This is a genomic window from Sphingomonas radicis (assembly GCF_051400635.1).
Lineage (GTDB): Bacteria > Pseudomonadota > Alphaproteobacteria > Sphingomonadales > Sphingomonadaceae > Sphingomonas.
Window position 1 is genome coordinate 49782 of record NZ_JBLFFG010000003.1, and the last position, 13829, is coordinate 63610.

The 13829-nt window shown below is 64.9% G+C and carries 25 protein-coding genes; all 25 read right to left on the reverse strand.

What is annotated here, in order from left to right; genetic code table 11:
* Positions 1-17: 17 nt before the first annotated feature.
* Positions 18-386 carry a 30S ribosomal protein S13 gene (gene rpsM / locus ACMGDH_RS12555; protein WP_436828308.1) on the reverse strand — a complete coding sequence of 123 codons (369 nt, stop codon included), beginning with the start codon at positions 384-386 and terminating at the stop codon, positions 18-20.
* A gap of 234 nt (positions 387-620) precedes the next feature.
* Positions 621-1124, reverse strand: a complete 504-nt coding sequence (locus ACMGDH_RS12560) for an SRPBCC family protein (protein WP_436828309.1) — start codon at positions 1122-1124, stop codon at positions 621-623.
* Positions 1125-1165: 41 nt separating this feature from the next.
* Complete coding sequence (locus tag ACMGDH_RS12565) at positions 1166-1819, reverse strand: adenylate kinase (RefSeq protein ID WP_436828310.1); 654 nt, start codon at positions 1817-1819, stop codon at positions 1166-1168.
* A 31-nt stretch (positions 1820-1850) separates the two neighbouring features.
* Positions 1851-3212, reverse strand: a complete 1362-nt coding sequence (secY, locus tag ACMGDH_RS12570) for a preprotein translocase subunit SecY (RefSeq protein ID WP_436828311.1) — start codon at positions 3210-3212, stop codon at positions 1851-1853.
* 167 nt (positions 3213-3379) lie between these two features.
* Positions 3380-3919, reverse strand: coding sequence for a 50S ribosomal protein L15 (gene rplO / locus ACMGDH_RS12575; protein WP_436828312.1), 540 nt, complete (start codon positions 3917-3919; stop codon positions 3380-3382).
* 435 nt (positions 3920-4354) lie between these two features.
* Positions 4355-4534 (reverse strand): 50S ribosomal protein L30, encoded by a 180-nt coding sequence (gene rpmD / locus ACMGDH_RS12580; RefSeq protein ID WP_436828313.1) that lies wholly within the window; start codon positions 4532-4534, stop codon positions 4355-4357.
* Positions 4535-4539: 5 nt separating this feature from the next.
* Positions 4540-5265, reverse strand: a complete 726-nt coding sequence (rpsE, locus tag ACMGDH_RS12585; protein WP_436828314.1) for a 30S ribosomal protein S5 — start codon at positions 5263-5265, stop codon at positions 4540-4542.
* 2 nt (positions 5266-5267) lie between these two features.
* A complete protein-coding gene (gene rplR / locus ACMGDH_RS12590) occupies positions 5268-5627 on the reverse strand; it encodes a 50S ribosomal protein L18 (RefSeq protein WP_436828628.1) in 360 nt (119 codons plus the stop codon).
* Positions 5627-6160, reverse strand: a complete 534-nt coding sequence (gene rplF / locus ACMGDH_RS12595; protein WP_436828315.1) for a 50S ribosomal protein L6 — start codon at positions 6158-6160, stop codon at positions 5627-5629. Before rplF ends, rplR begins: the two co-directional genes overlap by 1 nt.
* A complete protein-coding gene (gene rpsH, locus ACMGDH_RS12600) occupies positions 6160-6555 on the reverse strand; it encodes a 30S ribosomal protein S8 (RefSeq protein WP_086128654.1) in 396 nt (131 codons plus the stop codon). The genes rplF and rpsH overlap by 1 nt, the downstream gene beginning before the upstream one ends.
* Before the next feature lie 11 nt (positions 6556-6566).
* Positions 6567-6872: a 30S ribosomal protein S14 gene (gene rpsN, locus ACMGDH_RS12605; RefSeq protein ID WP_436828316.1), complete on the reverse strand. Its 306-nt coding sequence runs from the start codon at positions 6870-6872 to the stop codon at positions 6567-6569.
* Positions 6873-6891: 19 nt separating this feature from the next.
* Complete coding sequence (gene rplE / locus ACMGDH_RS12610) at positions 6892-7479, reverse strand: 50S ribosomal protein L5 (protein WP_436828317.1); 588 nt, start codon at positions 7477-7479, stop codon at positions 6892-6894.
* Positions 7472-7789 (reverse strand): 50S ribosomal protein L24, encoded by a 318-nt coding sequence (gene rplX / locus ACMGDH_RS12615; RefSeq protein ID WP_436828318.1) that lies wholly within the window; start codon positions 7787-7789, stop codon positions 7472-7474. The genes rplE and rplX overlap by 8 nt, the downstream gene beginning before the upstream one ends.
* Entirely contained in the window at positions 7789-8157 is a 369-nt protein-coding gene (gene rplN / locus ACMGDH_RS12620) for a 50S ribosomal protein L14 (protein WP_029936452.1), read from the reverse strand. Before rplN ends, rplX begins: the two co-directional genes overlap by 1 nt.
* Positions 8158-8242: 85 nt before the next feature.
* A complete protein-coding gene (rpsQ, locus tag ACMGDH_RS12625) occupies positions 8243-8512 on the reverse strand; it encodes a 30S ribosomal protein S17 (protein WP_436828319.1) in 270 nt (89 codons plus the stop codon).
* A 13-nt stretch (positions 8513-8525) separates the two neighbouring features.
* Positions 8526-8729, reverse strand: a complete 204-nt coding sequence (gene rpmC / locus ACMGDH_RS12630; protein ID WP_436828320.1) for a 50S ribosomal protein L29 — start codon at positions 8727-8729, stop codon at positions 8526-8528.
* 4 nt (positions 8730-8733) lie between these two features.
* Positions 8734-9165 (reverse strand): 50S ribosomal protein L16, encoded by a 432-nt coding sequence (gene rplP / locus ACMGDH_RS12635; protein ID WP_086128647.1) that lies wholly within the window; start codon positions 9163-9165, stop codon positions 8734-8736.
* Between the two features lie 14 nt (positions 9166-9179).
* Positions 9180-9887, reverse strand: a complete 708-nt coding sequence (rpsC, locus tag ACMGDH_RS12640) for a 30S ribosomal protein S3 (protein WP_436828321.1) — start codon at positions 9885-9887, stop codon at positions 9180-9182.
* A complete protein-coding gene (gene rplV / locus ACMGDH_RS12645) occupies positions 9887-10264 on the reverse strand; it encodes a 50S ribosomal protein L22 (RefSeq protein WP_296616820.1) in 378 nt (125 codons plus the stop codon). The genes rpsC and rplV overlap by 1 nt, the downstream gene beginning before the upstream one ends.
* The gene (gene rpsS / locus ACMGDH_RS12650) at positions 10264-10539 is read right to left on the reverse strand and encodes a 30S ribosomal protein S19 (protein ID WP_029936458.1); all 276 of its coding nucleotides are present in this window, start codon (positions 10537-10539) and stop codon (positions 10264-10266) included. Before rpsS ends, rplV begins: the two co-directional genes overlap by 1 nt.
* Before the next feature lie 6 nt (positions 10540-10545).
* Positions 10546-11382 (reverse strand): 50S ribosomal protein L2, encoded by an 837-nt coding sequence (gene rplB, locus ACMGDH_RS12655; RefSeq protein WP_436828322.1) that lies wholly within the window; start codon positions 11380-11382, stop codon positions 10546-10548.
* Positions 11383-11386: 4 nt separating this feature from the next.
* A complete protein-coding gene (locus ACMGDH_RS12660; protein WP_436828323.1) occupies positions 11387-11701 on the reverse strand; it encodes a 50S ribosomal protein L23 in 315 nt (104 codons plus the stop codon).
* Positions 11694-12308 carry a 50S ribosomal protein L4 gene (gene rplD / locus ACMGDH_RS12665; protein WP_436828324.1) on the reverse strand — a complete coding sequence of 205 codons (615 nt, stop codon included), beginning with the start codon at positions 12306-12308 and terminating at the stop codon, positions 11694-11696. The genes ACMGDH_RS12660 and rplD overlap by 8 nt, the downstream gene beginning before the upstream one ends.
* Positions 12309-13058: a 50S ribosomal protein L3 gene (gene rplC / locus ACMGDH_RS12670; protein ID WP_436828325.1), complete on the reverse strand. Its 750-nt coding sequence runs from the start codon at positions 13056-13058 to the stop codon at positions 12309-12311. It abuts the gene before it with no gap.
* 340 nt (positions 13059-13398) lie between these two features.
* Positions 13399-13710 carry a 30S ribosomal protein S10 gene (gene rpsJ / locus ACMGDH_RS12675; protein WP_029936463.1) on the reverse strand — a complete coding sequence of 104 codons (312 nt, stop codon included), beginning with the start codon at positions 13708-13710 and terminating at the stop codon, positions 13399-13401.
* Positions 13711-13829: the final 119 nt, after the last annotated feature.

Sequence of the window (13829 nt, forward strand, 5' to 3'; positions counted from 1 at the left end):
ACCGTCCCCCGGACGGTTTACTTCTTCTTGCCGGCGATCGGCTTGGCCTTGCCCTTGCGGGTGCGCGCATTGGTGTGCGTGCGCTGGCCGCGGACCGGAAGGCCCTTGCGATGACGCAGGCCGCGATAGCAGGCCAGGTCCATCAGGCGCTTGATGTTCATCGCAGTTTCGCGACGAAGATCGCCCTCGACGGTGTAGCCGGCGTCGATCGCCTCACGGATCTGCAGCACTTCCTGGTCCGACAGGTCCTGCACGCGGCGCTCTGGTGCGATGCCCAGCTTCTCGGTGATTTCCTTGGCCTTGGTCGCACCGATGCCGTGGATGTACTGAAGCGCGATCAGAACGCGCTTGTTGGTCGGGATGTTGACACCCGCAATACGTGCCATGAAATTTATTCTCCCAGCTCCACGGGACGCAGCATGGCAGCTATGCGTCCCATCTCGTCGCGTTGCTCCGAAAATGCAGTGGCACGACGAGCGCATGCAAGCGCCGCCGGGACAACCGGTGTTTCGGAAGATGGGCGACATATGCAGCCGCCGGGGCAGAGTCAAGCGCCCCGTGCGTTTTTGCCGGAACTCGCAACATACACGAACGTTGCGGGCGCGCCAAGCCAAAGGCGTTCAGCGCTCCGCCGCGGCCTTGAGCCGGGACCATTGGGTGGCGAGGACCTTGTCTACCGGCGCCGCGATGCCGGTGAGGCCCTGCCCCGCCACCGCATAGCTGCCGACGAGCTTGGTCCCCCCGCCACCCGGCTCCAGGATGATCGTCATCACCCCGGTGACGGGCATGGCCTGAAGCGGACCGAGGCCGCCGACCATGCGCAACGTGTCGCCGGTGGCGACATAGACGACGCGCATATGCTCGACGCCGCCGCTCGAAAGCTTCTCGCACCAGCAGCCGCCGGGCCGGAGTTCGAGGCTGAGGTTGGCGGCGTCGCCGCTGTACGTGTGATCGCCCTGCCACCAGCGCTCGGGATGAACGAGCGCTTCCCAGACCTTCGCAGGCGGCGCGGCGATGCTCAGGCTGTGGCGGCTGGTGAACCCGGAATCGCCGGAGCTGACAACATCAGCGGATGCCGGTACCGCCACTGCCAGCGCGGCGAACGCCATTCCTGTCTTGCGCATCGAACCCTCCCCCTGCTGCCCGGCAGAGGAGGTTAGTTCCGTCAGCCTCTCCCGTCGAGGATCGCGTCGATCTGCTCACCGACAACCTCGATGTCGGCCATGCCGTCGACGCGGCGGACGAGCCCCTTGGCTTCATAGAAGGGCAGGATCGGCGCGGTCTTGGCGCGATACTCGGCCATGCGCGTGCGCACCGTCTCGGCATTGTCGTCGGGGCGGCGCTTGAACTCGTGCGCGCCGCAAACGTCGCAGGTGCCTTCGGCCTTGGGCTGCTTGAACCGGTCGTGATAGCCTTCGCCGCACTGGGCGCAGGTGAAGCGGCCGGTGATCCGCTCGACCAGCGCATCCTCGTCGACCACCAGCTCGATCACATAATCGAGCTTGCGGCCGCGCTCCGAAAGCAGTGCCTCAAGCGACTGCGCCTGGGCCGCGGTGCGCGGATAGCCGTCGAAGATCGCGCCCTTCTCGGTATCGGCCATGTCGAGCCGCTCGCCGATGATGCCCGAGACGATCTCGTCCGAAACGAGCTCGCCGGCTTCCATCACCGCTTTCGCCTTGAGGCCGGTGGGCGTGCCCGCCTTGACGGCGGCGCGCAGCATGTCGCCGGTGGAGAGCTGCACCATGCCGCGCTCGGCCTCGAGCCGACTCGCCTGGGTGCCCTTGCCCGCACCCGGAGGGCCCAACAGGATGATATTCACGTCAGACTGTCCCCTGTCTGTCGCTGCGCGTTCAGCGCATGCGGCCCTTCAGCTTCGCCTTCTTGATCAGATCGCCATACTGGTGCGCCAGCAGGTGCGACTGGATCTGCGTCACCGTGTCCATCGTTACGTTGACCACGATCAGAAGGCTAGTGCCGCCCATCAGGAAGGTGCCGCCGAGCGACGAGATCGCGAATTCGGGCACCAGGCAGATGAAGGTGAGATAGGCCGCGCCGATCACGGTGATGCGCGTCAGCACATAATCGAAATAGGTCTCGGTGTTCTTGCCCGGGCGGATGCCGGGGATGAAGCCGCCGTAGCGCTTGAGGTTCTCGGCGGTCTCCTCCGGATTGAACACCACGGCAGTGTAGAAGAAGGAGAAGAACACGATGCCGATGCCGTAGAGCGCCATGTAGATCGGCGAGCCGTGGCGCAGCCAGGTGTTGAGGCTGATCACGAAATCGCCCCACCAGCTCTCGCCCGCGGTCATGTTGCCGGCGAACTGGGTGATCGTCAGCGGCAGCAGCAGCAGCGACGAAGCGAAGATCGGCGGGATCACGCCGGCGGTGTTGAGCTTGAGCGGCAGGTGGCTGCGCTCGGCCTGGACGCCACGCGCGGTCTGGCGCTTGGGGTATTGGATCAGGATACGGCGCTGGGCCCGCTCCATGAAGCAGATCAGGAGCACGAGCGCGGCGACCGCAACCAGGATCATCGCGATCCGCAGCGGATCGATCGCGCCGGTGCGGCCCGATTCGAAGAGCTGGACCAGCGTGGTCGGCAGATGGGCGACGATGCCCGCCATGATGATCAGCGAGATGCCGTTGCCGATGCCGCGGCTGGTGATCTGCTCACCCAGCCACATCAGGAACATGGTGCCGCCGACCAGCGAGATCACTGCGCCGATGCGGAAGACCATGCCGTCGACCACCACCGCCTGGAGCCCCTGGCTCGCGCCGAAGCTCTCGAGCCCGACCGCGATGAACCAGCCCTGGATCGCCGTGAGCGCGACCGTGCCGTAGCGGGTATATTGGTTGAGCCGCTTGCGGCCGCTCTCGCCTTCCTTCTTGATCGCGTTGAGCGTGGGGCTCAGCGAGGTCGCGAGCTGCACCACGATCGAGGCAGTGATGTAAGGCATCACGCCGAGCGCGACGATCGACATGCGATTCAATGCGCCGCCGGTGAAATTGTTGAAGAAGTCGAGCACGCCGCCCGAGGTCTGCTGCGCGAGCAGGTTGAGCTGAGTGGGATCGACGCCGGGGAGCGGCACGTAGCTCAGCATGCGGAACACGATCAGCGCACCGAGCGTGAACCACAGGCGCTTCTTGAGTTCGGTCGCCTGCGAGAATTTCGCGAGGCTGATGCTGGAGGCGAGTTGATCGGCTGCGGATGCCATGTGCGTTTATCGTCCCGGAAACAAAAGCGGCGGGTAAGCGTTCGCCGCCCCCGCCGCTCATATAAGTCCTACGGCCTGAAGGGCAATGCGGCGCCGGCCCCTCATCCGTTCGTGCTGAGATCGTCCAAGCACGAACGAAGGAGGAGCGACGCTCCCCCTTCGAGAGTTCAACCCTGCTTGCCGGCCTTCTTAGCGGCAATGACCTTCTGCACCGAGCGGTGCTTGGCCTTGTGCTTGTCGGCTGCCGGAACGATCTCGGGGATCGTCACCTTGCCGCCGGCCTTCTCGACCGCCTCGATCGCGCTCTTCGACGCGCCGGCGACGGTGAAGTTGAGCTTGGCCTTGAGCTCGCCCTTGGCGAGGAGGCGGACGCCGTCCTTGCCGCCACGGGTCAGGCCCGCTGCGTTCAGGGCAGCCTGGTCGATGTCGGTCGCGGTGAGCTTGCCCGAGTCGATCGCCTTCTGGATCGCGCCCAGGTTCACCTCGGCATAGTCCTTGGCGAAGATGTTGTTGAAGCCGCGCTTCGGGATGCGCATGTGGAGCGGCATCTGGCCGCCCTCGAAGCCATTGATCGAGACGCCCTCGCGGCTCTTCTGGCCCTTCTGGCCACGGCCCGCGGTCTTGCCCTTGCCCGAACCGATGCCGCGTCCGACGCGCATGCGGCGATGACGGGCGCCTTCGTTGTCGTGGAGATCGTTGAGTTTCATGTCGTGCACTCGCTTTCGCTTTTGTCGCGCTGATGGAAAGGAAGCGGGGCGCATAGCGGCGGGATCGGAATTTGTCACCCCTTATGTTGCGCTTCGGGCCGAACTTGACACAAGGTTGACACTGCCGCGGGTTTTCGCCGGATGCGCCTGCGAAACCACCACGACGCGCCTGCGAAGCGGCACCGGCGCGCCCACGCGCGGCGACATCGACGCGGCGGGAGGCTATAGGTAGGTACGCGGTGCGATCTCGGCGCAAGCGACCCGACGCACGTGCCGGCGGGGCGCATGGAGCTGGATCGACGATTCAAAGAGCTCGGCGAACCAAGCAGGCGAAATCCTACATTGCAAGCGAGACGGGCGTTACGGGTTCGCACCACGAAAAAGGGGCGGTAGTCGCCTACCGCCCCTCGATTTCATTCCGGATCGATGAAGGGCTCAGCCCTCCACGATCTCGACCATGTGCGGCAGCTTGCGGATCATGCCGCGGACCTCGGGGCTGTCCTCGAGCTCGCTGACCTTGTGCATCTTGTTCAGGCCCAGGCCGATCAGCGTCGCGCGCTGATCCTTGGTGCGGCGGATCGGCGAGCCGATCTGCTTGATCTTGATCTTCGCCATGCTCGTTACTCCGCGATTGCCGCGGCTTCCGCCTCGGCAACGCCCTTGTCGGCGCCGCCGCGGCCGAGCAGGTCGGCGATCTTCTTGCCGCGACGCTGCGCAACGCTCTTGGGCGAGGTCTGCTCGCCGAGCGCTTCGAAGGTGGCGCGGATCATGTTGTAGGGGTTCGACGTGCCGACCGACTTGGTCACGACATCGGCAACGCCGAGGCTCTCGAAGATGGCGCGCATCGGACCGCCGGCAATGATGCCGGTACCCTGCGGGGCCGAGCGCAGCGTCACGCGGCCCGCGCCGAAATGGCCGTTGCCGTCATGATGCAGCGTGCGACCCTCGCGCAGCGGAACGCGGATCATTGCCTTCTTGGCAGCCGCGGTCGCCTTCGAGATGGCTTCCGGCACTTCGCGCGCCTTGCCATGGCCGAAGCCGACGCGGCCCTTGCCGTCGCCCACGACGACCAGCGCCGCGAAGCCGAAGCGCTTGCCGCCCTTCACCGTCTTCGAGACGCGGTTGATGTGGACCAGCTTCTCGATCAGCTCTTCGCCGCCGTCGTCGCCGCCCTGGCCGCGACGATCGTCGCGACGGCCACGGTTGCCGTCACGGCCGCCGCGGCCACCGCCACGGTTGTCGCCGCCACGACCGCGACCACGGCCACGAGCCTGCTGCTCCTGGGGAGCGCCGGCTTCCTGGACCTCGACGCCTTCCGGCGCCGTCTGGTTGGTTTCGTCAGCCATTCTCAGAACTCCAGTCCGCTCTCACGAGCGGCATCGGCCAGCGCCTTGACGCGGCCATGATAGAGGAAGCCACCGCGGTCGAAGACGACCTGGGTGATGCCTGCGGCCTTGGCAGCCTCGGCAACACGCTTGCCGACATCCTGAGCGGCCGCGATGGTCGCGCCGGTCTTGCCCTTGACGTCCTTGTCGAGCGTCGAGGCGGCGGCAACGGTGCGACCCTGGGTGTCGTCGATCACCTGGGCATAGATGTGCTTGCCCGAGCGATGGATCGAAAGCCGCGGACGGCCACCCGCACGCGCCCGAAGCGCAGTACGATTGCGGCGGCGACGCTTCGCGAAAAGCGAAAGACCCTTGGTGCTGATCACTTCTTCTTCCCTTCCTTACGGAAGATGAACTCGCCGTCGTACTTGATGCCCTTGCCCTTGTAGGGCTCGGGCTTGCGCCAACGACGAATTTCCGCGGCCACCTGGCCGACCTTCTGCTTGTCGATGCCCGAGATCTCGACCGTGGTCTGATCGGGCGTCTTGATCTCGATGCCTTCCGGGATCGGGAAGTTGACATCATGGCTGTAGCCGAGCTGCAGCTTGAGCACCTTGCCCTGCGAATTGGCACGATAGCCGACGCCGGTGATGAGCAGCTTCTTCGAGAAACCCTCGGTCACGCCGGTGATCAGGTTCTGCACGAGCGTGCGCTGCATGCCCCAGAAGGCACGCGCCTGCTTGGTCTCGTTGGCCGGCTGCACCGAAATGCCGCCGTCCTCGAGCGTGTAGCTGATCTCTTCGCGCATCGCGAGGCTCAGGGCGCCCTTGGGGCCCTTCACATTGAGCGTCTTGCCTTCGATCGAGGCGGTGACGCCTGCCGGTACGGTGACCGGCTTCTTGCCGATGCGGCTCATCAGAACACCTCCGCCAGCACTTCGCCGCCGACATTCTGCTCGCGCGCTTCCGCGTCGGACAGAACGCCGCGAGGCGTCGAGACGATCGTGATGCCGAGGCCGTTGCGGACCCGCGGCAGCTCCTGGCTGCCCGAGTAGACGCGACGGCCGGGCTTCGAGATGCGCGCGACGTGCTTGATCGCCGGCTGGCCCTCGAAATACTTGAGCTCGATGCGGATGCCCGCAGCCGGGCCCATCTGCTCTTCGGAATATCCGCGGATATAGCCTTCGCGCTGGAGCACGTCGAGCACGCGGGCGCGCAGCTTCGACGCAGGCGTCAGGACGGAGTCCTTGCGCGCGCGCTGGCCGTTGCGGATGCGGGTGAGCATATCACCCAGGGGATCGGTCACTGCCATCTTCGTGATCCTTACCAGCTCGACTTCGTGAGACCCGGGATCAGGCCCTTGTTGGCCAGATCGCGCAGCATCACACGAGCGAGACGGAACTTGCGATAGTAAGCGCGCGGACGACCGGTCAGCTCGCAACGATTGCGGATGCGGGTGGGGTTACCATTCCGCGGGATCTCGGCCATCTTGAGGCGCGCGATGAGACGCTCGGTATCATCGAGGCTCTCATCGTTCGCGATCGCCTTGAGCTTCGCATATTTGCCGGCGTACTTCTTCACCAGCTGCTTGCGACGCTCGTTCTTATTGATCGAACTCAGTTTCGCCATGACTTAAGTTCTCTTTCCCTTACGCTGCCTGCTTCGCTTCGCCGTCCGCATTTTCCTGCGGGAACGGGAAGCCGAAGAGACGCAGAAGCTCGCGAGCCTCGTCGTCGGTCTTGGCGGTGGTGGTGACGATCACGTCCATGCCGCGCACCTTGTCGATGCGGTCATAGTTGATCTCGGGGAACACGAGCTGCTCCTTGAGGCCGCAGGCATAGTTGCCGCGTCCGTCGAAGCTCTTCGGGTTCAGCCCACGGAAGTCGCGAACGCGCGGCAGCGCGATCGTGACGAAACGATCGAGGAACTCGTACATCCGCTCGCGGCGCAGAGTCACCTTGCAGCCGATCGGCATGCCTTCGCGCAGCTTGAACTGTGCGATCGACTTCTTCGCCTTGGTGATGACGGGCTTCTGACCTGCGATCAGCTCCATCTCGCCAGCGGCCTGCTCGACCTTCTTCTTGTCCTGGGTGGCCTCGCCAACGCCCATGTTCAGCACGATCTTCTCGATCCGCGGAACTTCCATGACGTTCTTGTAGCCGAACTTCTCGGTCATCGCCTTGGCGATGCTCTCGTCGTACAGCTTCTTGAGGCGCGGAGTATAGCTATCAGCCATTGATGACCTCCCCGGTCTTGACCGCGACGCGGACCTTCTTGCCGTCGCGCTCTTCGAAGCGGACGCGCGTCGGCTTGCCGTCGGCGGTCACATGCGCGACCTTCGAGACGTGCATCGGCGCTTCCGAACGCTCCAGGCCACCCTGCGGGTTGGTCTGGCTCGGCTTGCGGTGACGCACCGCGACATTGATGCCCGAGACGACGACCTTGCCGTCCTTGGGCAGCGACTTGACGACCTCACCGGTCCGTCCCTTGTCCTTGCCGGACAGAACGATGACCTGATCGCCCTTCTTGATCTTGGCAGCAGCCATCACAGCACCTCGGGCGCGAGCGAAATGATCTTCATGAAGCCGCGCGAACGCAGCTCGCGAACCACCGGCCCGAAGATACGAGTGCCGATCGGCTCCTCGTTCTTGTTGACCAGCACCGCGGCGTTACCGTCGAAACGGATCACCGAGCCATCGGCGCGGCGGACATCCTTGGCGGTACGAACGATCACCGCACGGTGAACGTCGCCCTTCTTCACCTTGCCGCGGGGGGCAGCTTCCTTGATGCTGACGACGATGACGTCGCCAACACCGGCAAAGCGGCGCTTCGAGCCGCCCAGCACCTTGATGCACTGCACCCGCTTCGCGCCGCTGTTGTCAGCGACGTCGAGATTGGACTGCATCTGGATCATCGATCCGGTTCCTTCTCGTCTGGCCTGCCGGGACCCAGTTTGACCTTGGCCCGGTGGTTCCGGTTAAAAATCAGGTCCGAAGACCTTAGGCGTTATCGGCCTTGGCGGGGGTCGCGTGGGTATTCACCCGCTCGATCACCTTCCAAGTCTTCAGCTTGGAGATCGGTGCGGTCTCTTCGATGCGCACGGTCTCGCCCGCCTTGTATTCGTTGCCCTCGTCATGGGCGTGGTACTTCTTCGAGCGACGGATGATCTTGCCGTAGAGGGGGTGCTTAACCTTCCGCTCCACCAGCACGACGACCGTCTTGTCGCCCTTGTCCGAGACAATGTTCCCGGTCAGCACGCGCTTCGGCATGGTCTCGGTCCTCTTACTTCGCAGCCGAGCGCGAGCGCTCGGACTGCAGCGTCTTGATGCGGGCGATGTCGCGACGGACCTCGCGAACGCGGCTCGGCTTTTCGAGCTGCGAAGTCGCGGCCTGGAAGCGAAGGTTGAACGCCTCGCGCTTCAGGTTGCCCAGCTCGTCGGCGAGCTGGTCGTCGGTCTTGGCCCGGAGATCGGTAGCCTTGGTCATTGTATCAACCCTCCAGGTGCGAGGTGTCGCCGAGGCGGGCAACGACCTTGACCTTGATCGGCAGCTTCATCGCGGCACGCTCGAACGCTTCCGCCGCGAGCGGGCCGGGAACGCCGTCCAGCTCGAACAGGATGCGGCCGGGCTTGACGCGGGCCACCCAGAATTCCGGCGAACCCTTGCCCGAGCCCATGCGGACTTCGGCCGGCTTCGACGACACGGGAACGTCCGGGAAGATGCGGATCCACAAACGGCCCTGACGCTTGATGTGACGCGTGATCGCGCGGCGAGCCGCCTCGATCTGGCGCGCGGTGATCCGCTCCGGCTCCATCGCCTTCAGGCCATAGGACCCGAAGTTGAGCGCAGTGCCGCCCTTGGCGTCGCCATGGATGCGGCCCTTGAACGCCTTGCGGAACTTGGTGCGCTTCGGTTGCAGCATTTCTCTCTACTCCCTTAGCGGCGGTCGTCGCGCGCAGGGCGCACGCCCGAGGTTTGCGCCTCGAGCATCAGACGGTCCTGAGCGAGCGGGTCGTGACCCAGGATCTCGCCCTTGAAGATCCAAACCTTGACGCCGCACACGCCATAGGCGGTGTGGGCTTCGGCGGTGGCGTAATCGAGGTTGGCGCGCAGCGTGTGCAGCGGCACCCGGCCCTCGCGATAGCCTTCCGAACGCGCGATCTCGGCGCCGCCGAGACGGCCGCCGCAAGCGACGCGGATGCCGTCGGCACCCAGGCGCATCGCCGACTGGACGGCGCGCTTCATGGCGCGGCGGAACGCGATACGGCGCTCGAGCTGGTCAGCGATGCCCTGCGCGACGAGCTTGGCATCGATTTCCGGCTTGCGGATCTCGACGATGTTCAGGCTCACGTCCGACGAGGTCATCGCGCCGAGCGTCTTGCGCAGCTTCTCGATGTCCGAGCCCTTCTTGCCGATGATGACACCGGGACGGGCAGCGTAGATCGACACGCGGCACAGCTTGGCCGGACGCTCGATCACCACCTTCGAGATCGCAGCCTGGGGCAGCGTCTCGACGATGTACTTGCGGATCTTGAGGTCCTCGAGGAGCAGGCGGCCATAGTCGGCGCCCTCGGCGAACCAGCGGCTGTCCCAGGTGCGGTTGATCTGGAGACGCAGACCGATCGGGTTGCTCTTGTGACCCATTATGCTTCTTCCTGCTCGCGGACGACGATGCGAAGACGGCTGAACGGCTTCAGGATGCGGGTGGACTTGCCACGGCCGCGGGTCGCGAAGCGCTTCATCGTGATCGACTTGCCGACCGACGCCTCGGCGACAACGAGCGCGTCGACGTCGAGGTTATGGTTGTTCTCGGCGTTGGCGATGGCCGAGGCCAGCACCTTGCGCGCATCGACCGCCATCGCCTTCTTGGAGAAGGCGAGGATGTTGAGCGCATCGCCGGCCTTGCGGCCGCGGATGAGGCCCGCGACGAGGTTCAGCTTCTGCGCCGAGCCGCGGATCTGGGTCGCGACGGCCAGCGCTTCCTTGTCGCCGACCTTGCGGGGTGCCTGAGGCTTGGACATTAGCGCTTACCCTTCTTGTCGGCGGCGTGACCGGGGAAGAAGCGGGTCGGAGCGAACTCGCCCAGCTTCATGCCCACCATGTCCTCGTTGACCGACACCGGCACGAACTTGCGGCCGTTGTAGACGCTGAAGGTCAGGCCGACGAAATCGGGCAGGATCGTCGAGCGGCGCGACCAGGTCTTGATCGGCGCACGCGCGTTGGTCTCCTGCGCGGTCTGCGCCTTCTTCAGGAGGTGGAGGTCCACGAAAGGACCCTTCCAGACGGAACGAGCCATGAGCGGTTAGCCCTTCTTCTTGGCGTGACGCGAACGGATGATCATCTTGTCCGTCGCCTTGTTGTGGCGGGTGCGCGCACCCTTGGTCGGCTTGCCCCACGGCGTGACCGGATGACGGCCGCCCGAGGTCCGGCCCTCACCACCGCCGTGCGGGTGGTCGACCGGGTTCTTGGCGACGCCGCGGGTCAGCGGGCGCTTGCCGAGCCAGCGATTGCGGCCGGCCTTGCCGAGGTTCTGGTTCTGGTTGTCGGGGTTCGACACCGCACCAACCGTGCCCATGCAATTCGCATGGATGTAGCGCTGCTCGCCCGAGTTCAGACGGACGATGACCATGCCGCGGTCACGACCGACGACCTGGACATAGGTGCCCGCCGAACGCGCGATCTGGCCGCCCTTGCCCGGCTTCATCTCCACATTGTGGACGATGGTGCCGACCGGCATCTGGCCCAGCTCCATGGCATTGCCCGGCTTCACGTCGGTCTTGCGGCCGGCGATCACCTTGTCCCCAACAGCGAGGCGCTGCGGAGCGATGATGTAAGCCTGCTCGCCATCGGCATAAGCCACGAGCGCGATGAAGGCGGTGCGGTTGGGATCATATTCGATCCGCTCCACAGTGCCCTCGACATCCCACTTGCGACGCTTGAAGTCGATGATGCGATAGCGCTGCTTGTGACCGCCCGCGATGCCGCGCGAAGTCACATGGCCCTTGTTGTTGCGGCCGCCGGTCTTGGTCTTGCCCTCGGTCAGCGCCTTGACCGGGCGCCCCTTGTAGAGGCCCGAACGGTCGACGAGGATGAGGCCACGAACGCCAGGCGACGTCGGATTATAATTCTTGAGTGCCATTGCCTCAGATTCCCGTCGTCACGTCGATCTGATCACCCTCGGCGAGGGTGACGATCGCCTTCTTGATGTCGGAGCGGCGGTAGGGAGCACCCTTCCAGCGCTTGGTCTTGCCCTTCTGGACGATCGTGTTGACGCCAGTGACCTTGACCGAGAACAGCGCCTCGACGGCAGCCTTGATCTCGGGCTTGGTGGCGTCGCCGGCGACCTTGAACACAACTGCGTTGTGCTCGGAGACGAGCGTCGACTTTTCGGTGATGTGCGGGGCGACGATCACGTCATAGTGACGGTTGTCGACCGCTGCTTTCTGCTTCTTAGCCATTGAAGCGCGCCTCCAGGCTCTCGACGGCAGCGCGGGTGAGAACCAGCGTGTCGTGCTTCAGGATGTCGTAGACGTTGGCGCCGATCGCCGGCAGCACGTTGACGCCCGGCAGGTTGCGCGCTGCGAGGAAGCCGTTGCCGCGCTCGTTGTCGATGATCAGCGCCGACTTGCCGAAGCCGAGCTTGGCGAACTGATCCTTGACGGCCTTGGTCTTCTCGCCCTCGAACGTGTCGAGGATGATCAGCGAGCCCGCCTTGGCGTGGCTCGACAGGGCCATCTTGAGGCCGAGCGCGCGGATCTTCTTGTTCAGCGACGGATTGAAGTCGCGAACGCGAGCGCCGTGCGCCTTACCACCGCCGATGAACACCGGTGCGCGGCGATCGCCGTGACGAGCAGTACCGCCGCCCTTCTGGCGACCGAACTTCTTGCCGGTGCGAGCGACATCAGCGCGCTCGCGAGTGCCGCGGGCGGTGCCGCGACGCTTCTCGAGCTGCCAGGTGACGACGCGATGCAGGACGTCGGCGCGGGGCTCGAGGCCGAAAATCTCGTCCTTGAGCTCGATGTCGCCCGATGCCTTGGCGTCGAGGGTTTGAACCTTGACCTTCACTTAGCCCTCCTGGCCTTCGGTGGCTTCCGGAGCGGCCTCGACGGGCGCTTCGGCGGGAGCCTCGTTGCTGTTCGCGACGGCCTTCAGGCCGGCGGGGTACGGCGCATCCGCATGACGGGCGACCTTCACCGCGTCCTTGACGAACAGCCAGCCGCCCTTCGAGCCCGGCACCGAGCCCTTCACGAAGATCAGGCCGCGCTCGACGTCGGTGCCGACAACTTCCAGATTCTGCTGGGTGCGATACTTGTCACCCATGTGGCCGGCCATCTTCTTGTTCTTGAAGACGCGGCCCGGATCCTGCCGCTGACCGGTCGAACCGAGCGAACGGTGCGAGACCGAGACGCCGTGGGTGGCGCGCAGACCGCCGAAGCCCCAGCGCTTCATGCCGCCCGCAAAGCCCTTGCCCTGCGTACGGCCCTGGATGTCGACGAACTGGCCGGCGACATAATGGTCGGCCGAGATTTCGGCGCCCACTTCGAGCAGACCGTCTTCCTCGACGCGGAATTCGGCGACAACCGCCTTGGGCTCGACTTCGGCCTTGCCGAAGTGGCCGCGCTGCGGCTTGGCGACATTCTTGCTCTTCGCCTTGCCGGCGCCGAGCTGGACGGCCGTGTAACCGTCACGATCCTTTTCGCGGACGGAGACGACCTGCACGCCTTCGAGCGCCAGAACGGTGACCGGCACGTGGCGGCCGTCGTCCTGGAACAGGCGGGTCATCCCCAGTTTCTTCGCGATCACGCCAGTGCGCATGATCCAATGCTCCTATACAGAGGCACCCTCGGGACTATTCCCTCGGGTGCGTGCCTCAGCCCGAAAATGATGCGAGCCCCCGTCCGGGCTGAACCCTTCCTCAGGAGGAAGGGCGACGGGGGACGCAGGCCCGGACACTCCGAAGAGGCCGGCGGTATCCCTATGTCGTTCTGAGTGCGCCCGCGGCGCCCTCGGTTCCTTGCGCTGGATCGGGACGATCCGGTCGAGGAACTCCTGCGAATCCCCCCTGGGAGGAAGCGCGAATCTCGTGGAGGCGCGCCTTTACGTCAGCAGCGCTTCCCTGTCCACCCCTCTACCAAGAGAGATGCGACGAACCGGCTTACGCCAGTTTGATTTCCACGTCGACGCCGGCAGCCAGGTCGAGCTTCATCAGCGCATCGACCGTCTGCGGAGTCGGCTGCACGATGTCGAGCATGCGCTTGTAGGTGCGCACTTCGAACTGCTCGCGCGACTTCTTGTCGATGTGGGGGCCACGGTTGACCGTGAACTTCTCGATCTTGGTCGGAAGCGGGATCGGGCCACGGATGAGAGCGCCGGTGCGGCGCGCAGTGTCGGCGATGTCGCCGGTCGCCTGGTCGAGCACTCGGTGATCGAACGCCTTCAGGCGAATACGGATATTCTGCGTTTCCATGTCCCTACCAATGCGAAAGAGCGGGCCTCGTAGTCGAGGCTCTTGCTGTTCAACCCAAAAACTGGAGGAGCGCCATTACAGGCGCCCTCATAAAAAAGCAACGCCCGGCACCCTGTTTT

What these genes read in the sequence shown, in the direction of transcription:
- rpsM (WP_436828308.1), bottom strand. Translation starts at nt 386, where the DNA reads ATGGCACGTATTGCGGGTGTCAACATCCCGACCAACAAGCGCGTTCTG.
- ACMGDH_RS12560 (WP_436828309.1), bottom strand. Translation starts at nt 1,124, where the DNA reads ATGCGCAAGACAGGAATGGCGTTCGCCGCGCTGGCAGTGGCGGTACCG.
- secY (WP_436828311.1), bottom strand. Translation starts at nt 3,212, where the DNA reads ATGGCATCCGCAGCCGATCAACTCGCCTCCAGCATCAGCCTCGCGAAA.
- rplO (WP_436828312.1), bottom strand. Translation starts at nt 3,919, where the DNA reads ATGAAACTCAACGATCTCCACGACAACGAAGGCGCCCGTCATCGCCGC.
- rpmD (WP_436828313.1), bottom strand. Translation starts at nt 4,534, where the DNA reads ATGGCGAAGATCAAGATCAAGCAGATCGGCTCGCCGATCCGCCGCACC.
- rpsE (WP_436828314.1), bottom strand. Translation starts at nt 5,265, where the DNA reads ATGGCTGACGAAACCAACCAGACGGCGCCGGAAGGCGTCGAGGTCCAG.
- rplF (WP_436828315.1), bottom strand. Translation starts at nt 6,160, where the DNA reads ATGAGCCGCATCGGCAAGAAGCCGGTCACCGTACCGGCAGGCGTCACC.
- rpsH (WP_086128654.1), bottom strand. Translation starts at nt 6,555, where the DNA reads ATGGCAGTGACCGATCCCCTGGGTGATATGCTCACCCGCATCCGCAAC.
- rpsN (WP_436828316.1), bottom strand. Translation starts at nt 6,872, where the DNA reads ATGGCGAAACTGAGTTCGATCAATAAGAACGAGCGTCGCAAGCAGCTG.
- rplE (WP_436828317.1), bottom strand. Translation starts at nt 7,479, where the DNA reads ATGGCTGATAGCTATACTCCGCGCCTCAAGAAGCTGTACGACGAGAGC.
- rplX (WP_436828318.1), bottom strand. Translation starts at nt 7,789, where the DNA reads ATGGCTGCTGCCAAGATCAAGAAGGGCGATCAGGTCATCGTTCTGTCC.
- rplN (WP_029936452.1), bottom strand. Translation starts at nt 8,157, where the DNA reads ATGATCCAGATGCAGTCCAATCTCGACGTCGCTGACAACAGCGGCGCG.
- rpsQ (WP_436828319.1), bottom strand. Translation starts at nt 8,512, where the DNA reads ATGCCGAAGCGCGTGCTGACCGGGAACATTGTCTCGGACAAGGGCGAC.
- rpmC (WP_436828320.1), bottom strand. Translation starts at nt 8,729, where the DNA reads ATGACCAAGGCTACCGATCTCCGGGCCAAGACCGACGACCAGCTCGCC.
- rplP (WP_086128647.1), bottom strand. Translation starts at nt 9,165, where the DNA reads ATGCTGCAACCGAAGCGCACCAAGTTCCGCAAGGCGTTCAAGGGCCGC.
- rpsC (WP_436828321.1), bottom strand. Translation starts at nt 9,887, where the DNA reads ATGGGTCACAAGAGCAACCCGATCGGTCTGCGTCTCCAGATCAACCGC.
- rplV (WP_296616820.1), bottom strand. Translation starts at nt 10,264, where the DNA reads ATGTCCAAGCCTCAGGCACCCCGCAAGGTCGGCGACAAGGAAGCGCTG.
- rpsS (WP_029936458.1), bottom strand. Translation starts at nt 10,539, where the DNA reads ATGGCTCGTTCCGTCTGGAAGGGTCCTTTCGTGGACCTCCACCTCCTG.
- rplB (WP_436828322.1), bottom strand. Translation starts at nt 11,382, where the DNA reads ATGGCACTCAAGAATTATAATCCGACGTCGCCTGGCGTTCGTGGCCTC.
- ACMGDH_RS12660 (WP_436828323.1), bottom strand. Translation starts at nt 11,701, where the DNA reads ATGGCTAAGAAGCAGAAAGCAGCGGTCGACAACCGTCACTATGACGTG.
- rplC (WP_436828325.1), bottom strand. Translation starts at nt 13,058, where the DNA reads ATGCGCACTGGCGTGATCGCGAAGAAACTGGGGATGACCCGCCTGTTC.
- rpsJ (WP_029936463.1), bottom strand. Translation starts at nt 13,710, where the DNA reads ATGGAAACGCAGAATATCCGTATTCGCCTGAAGGCGTTCGATCACCGA.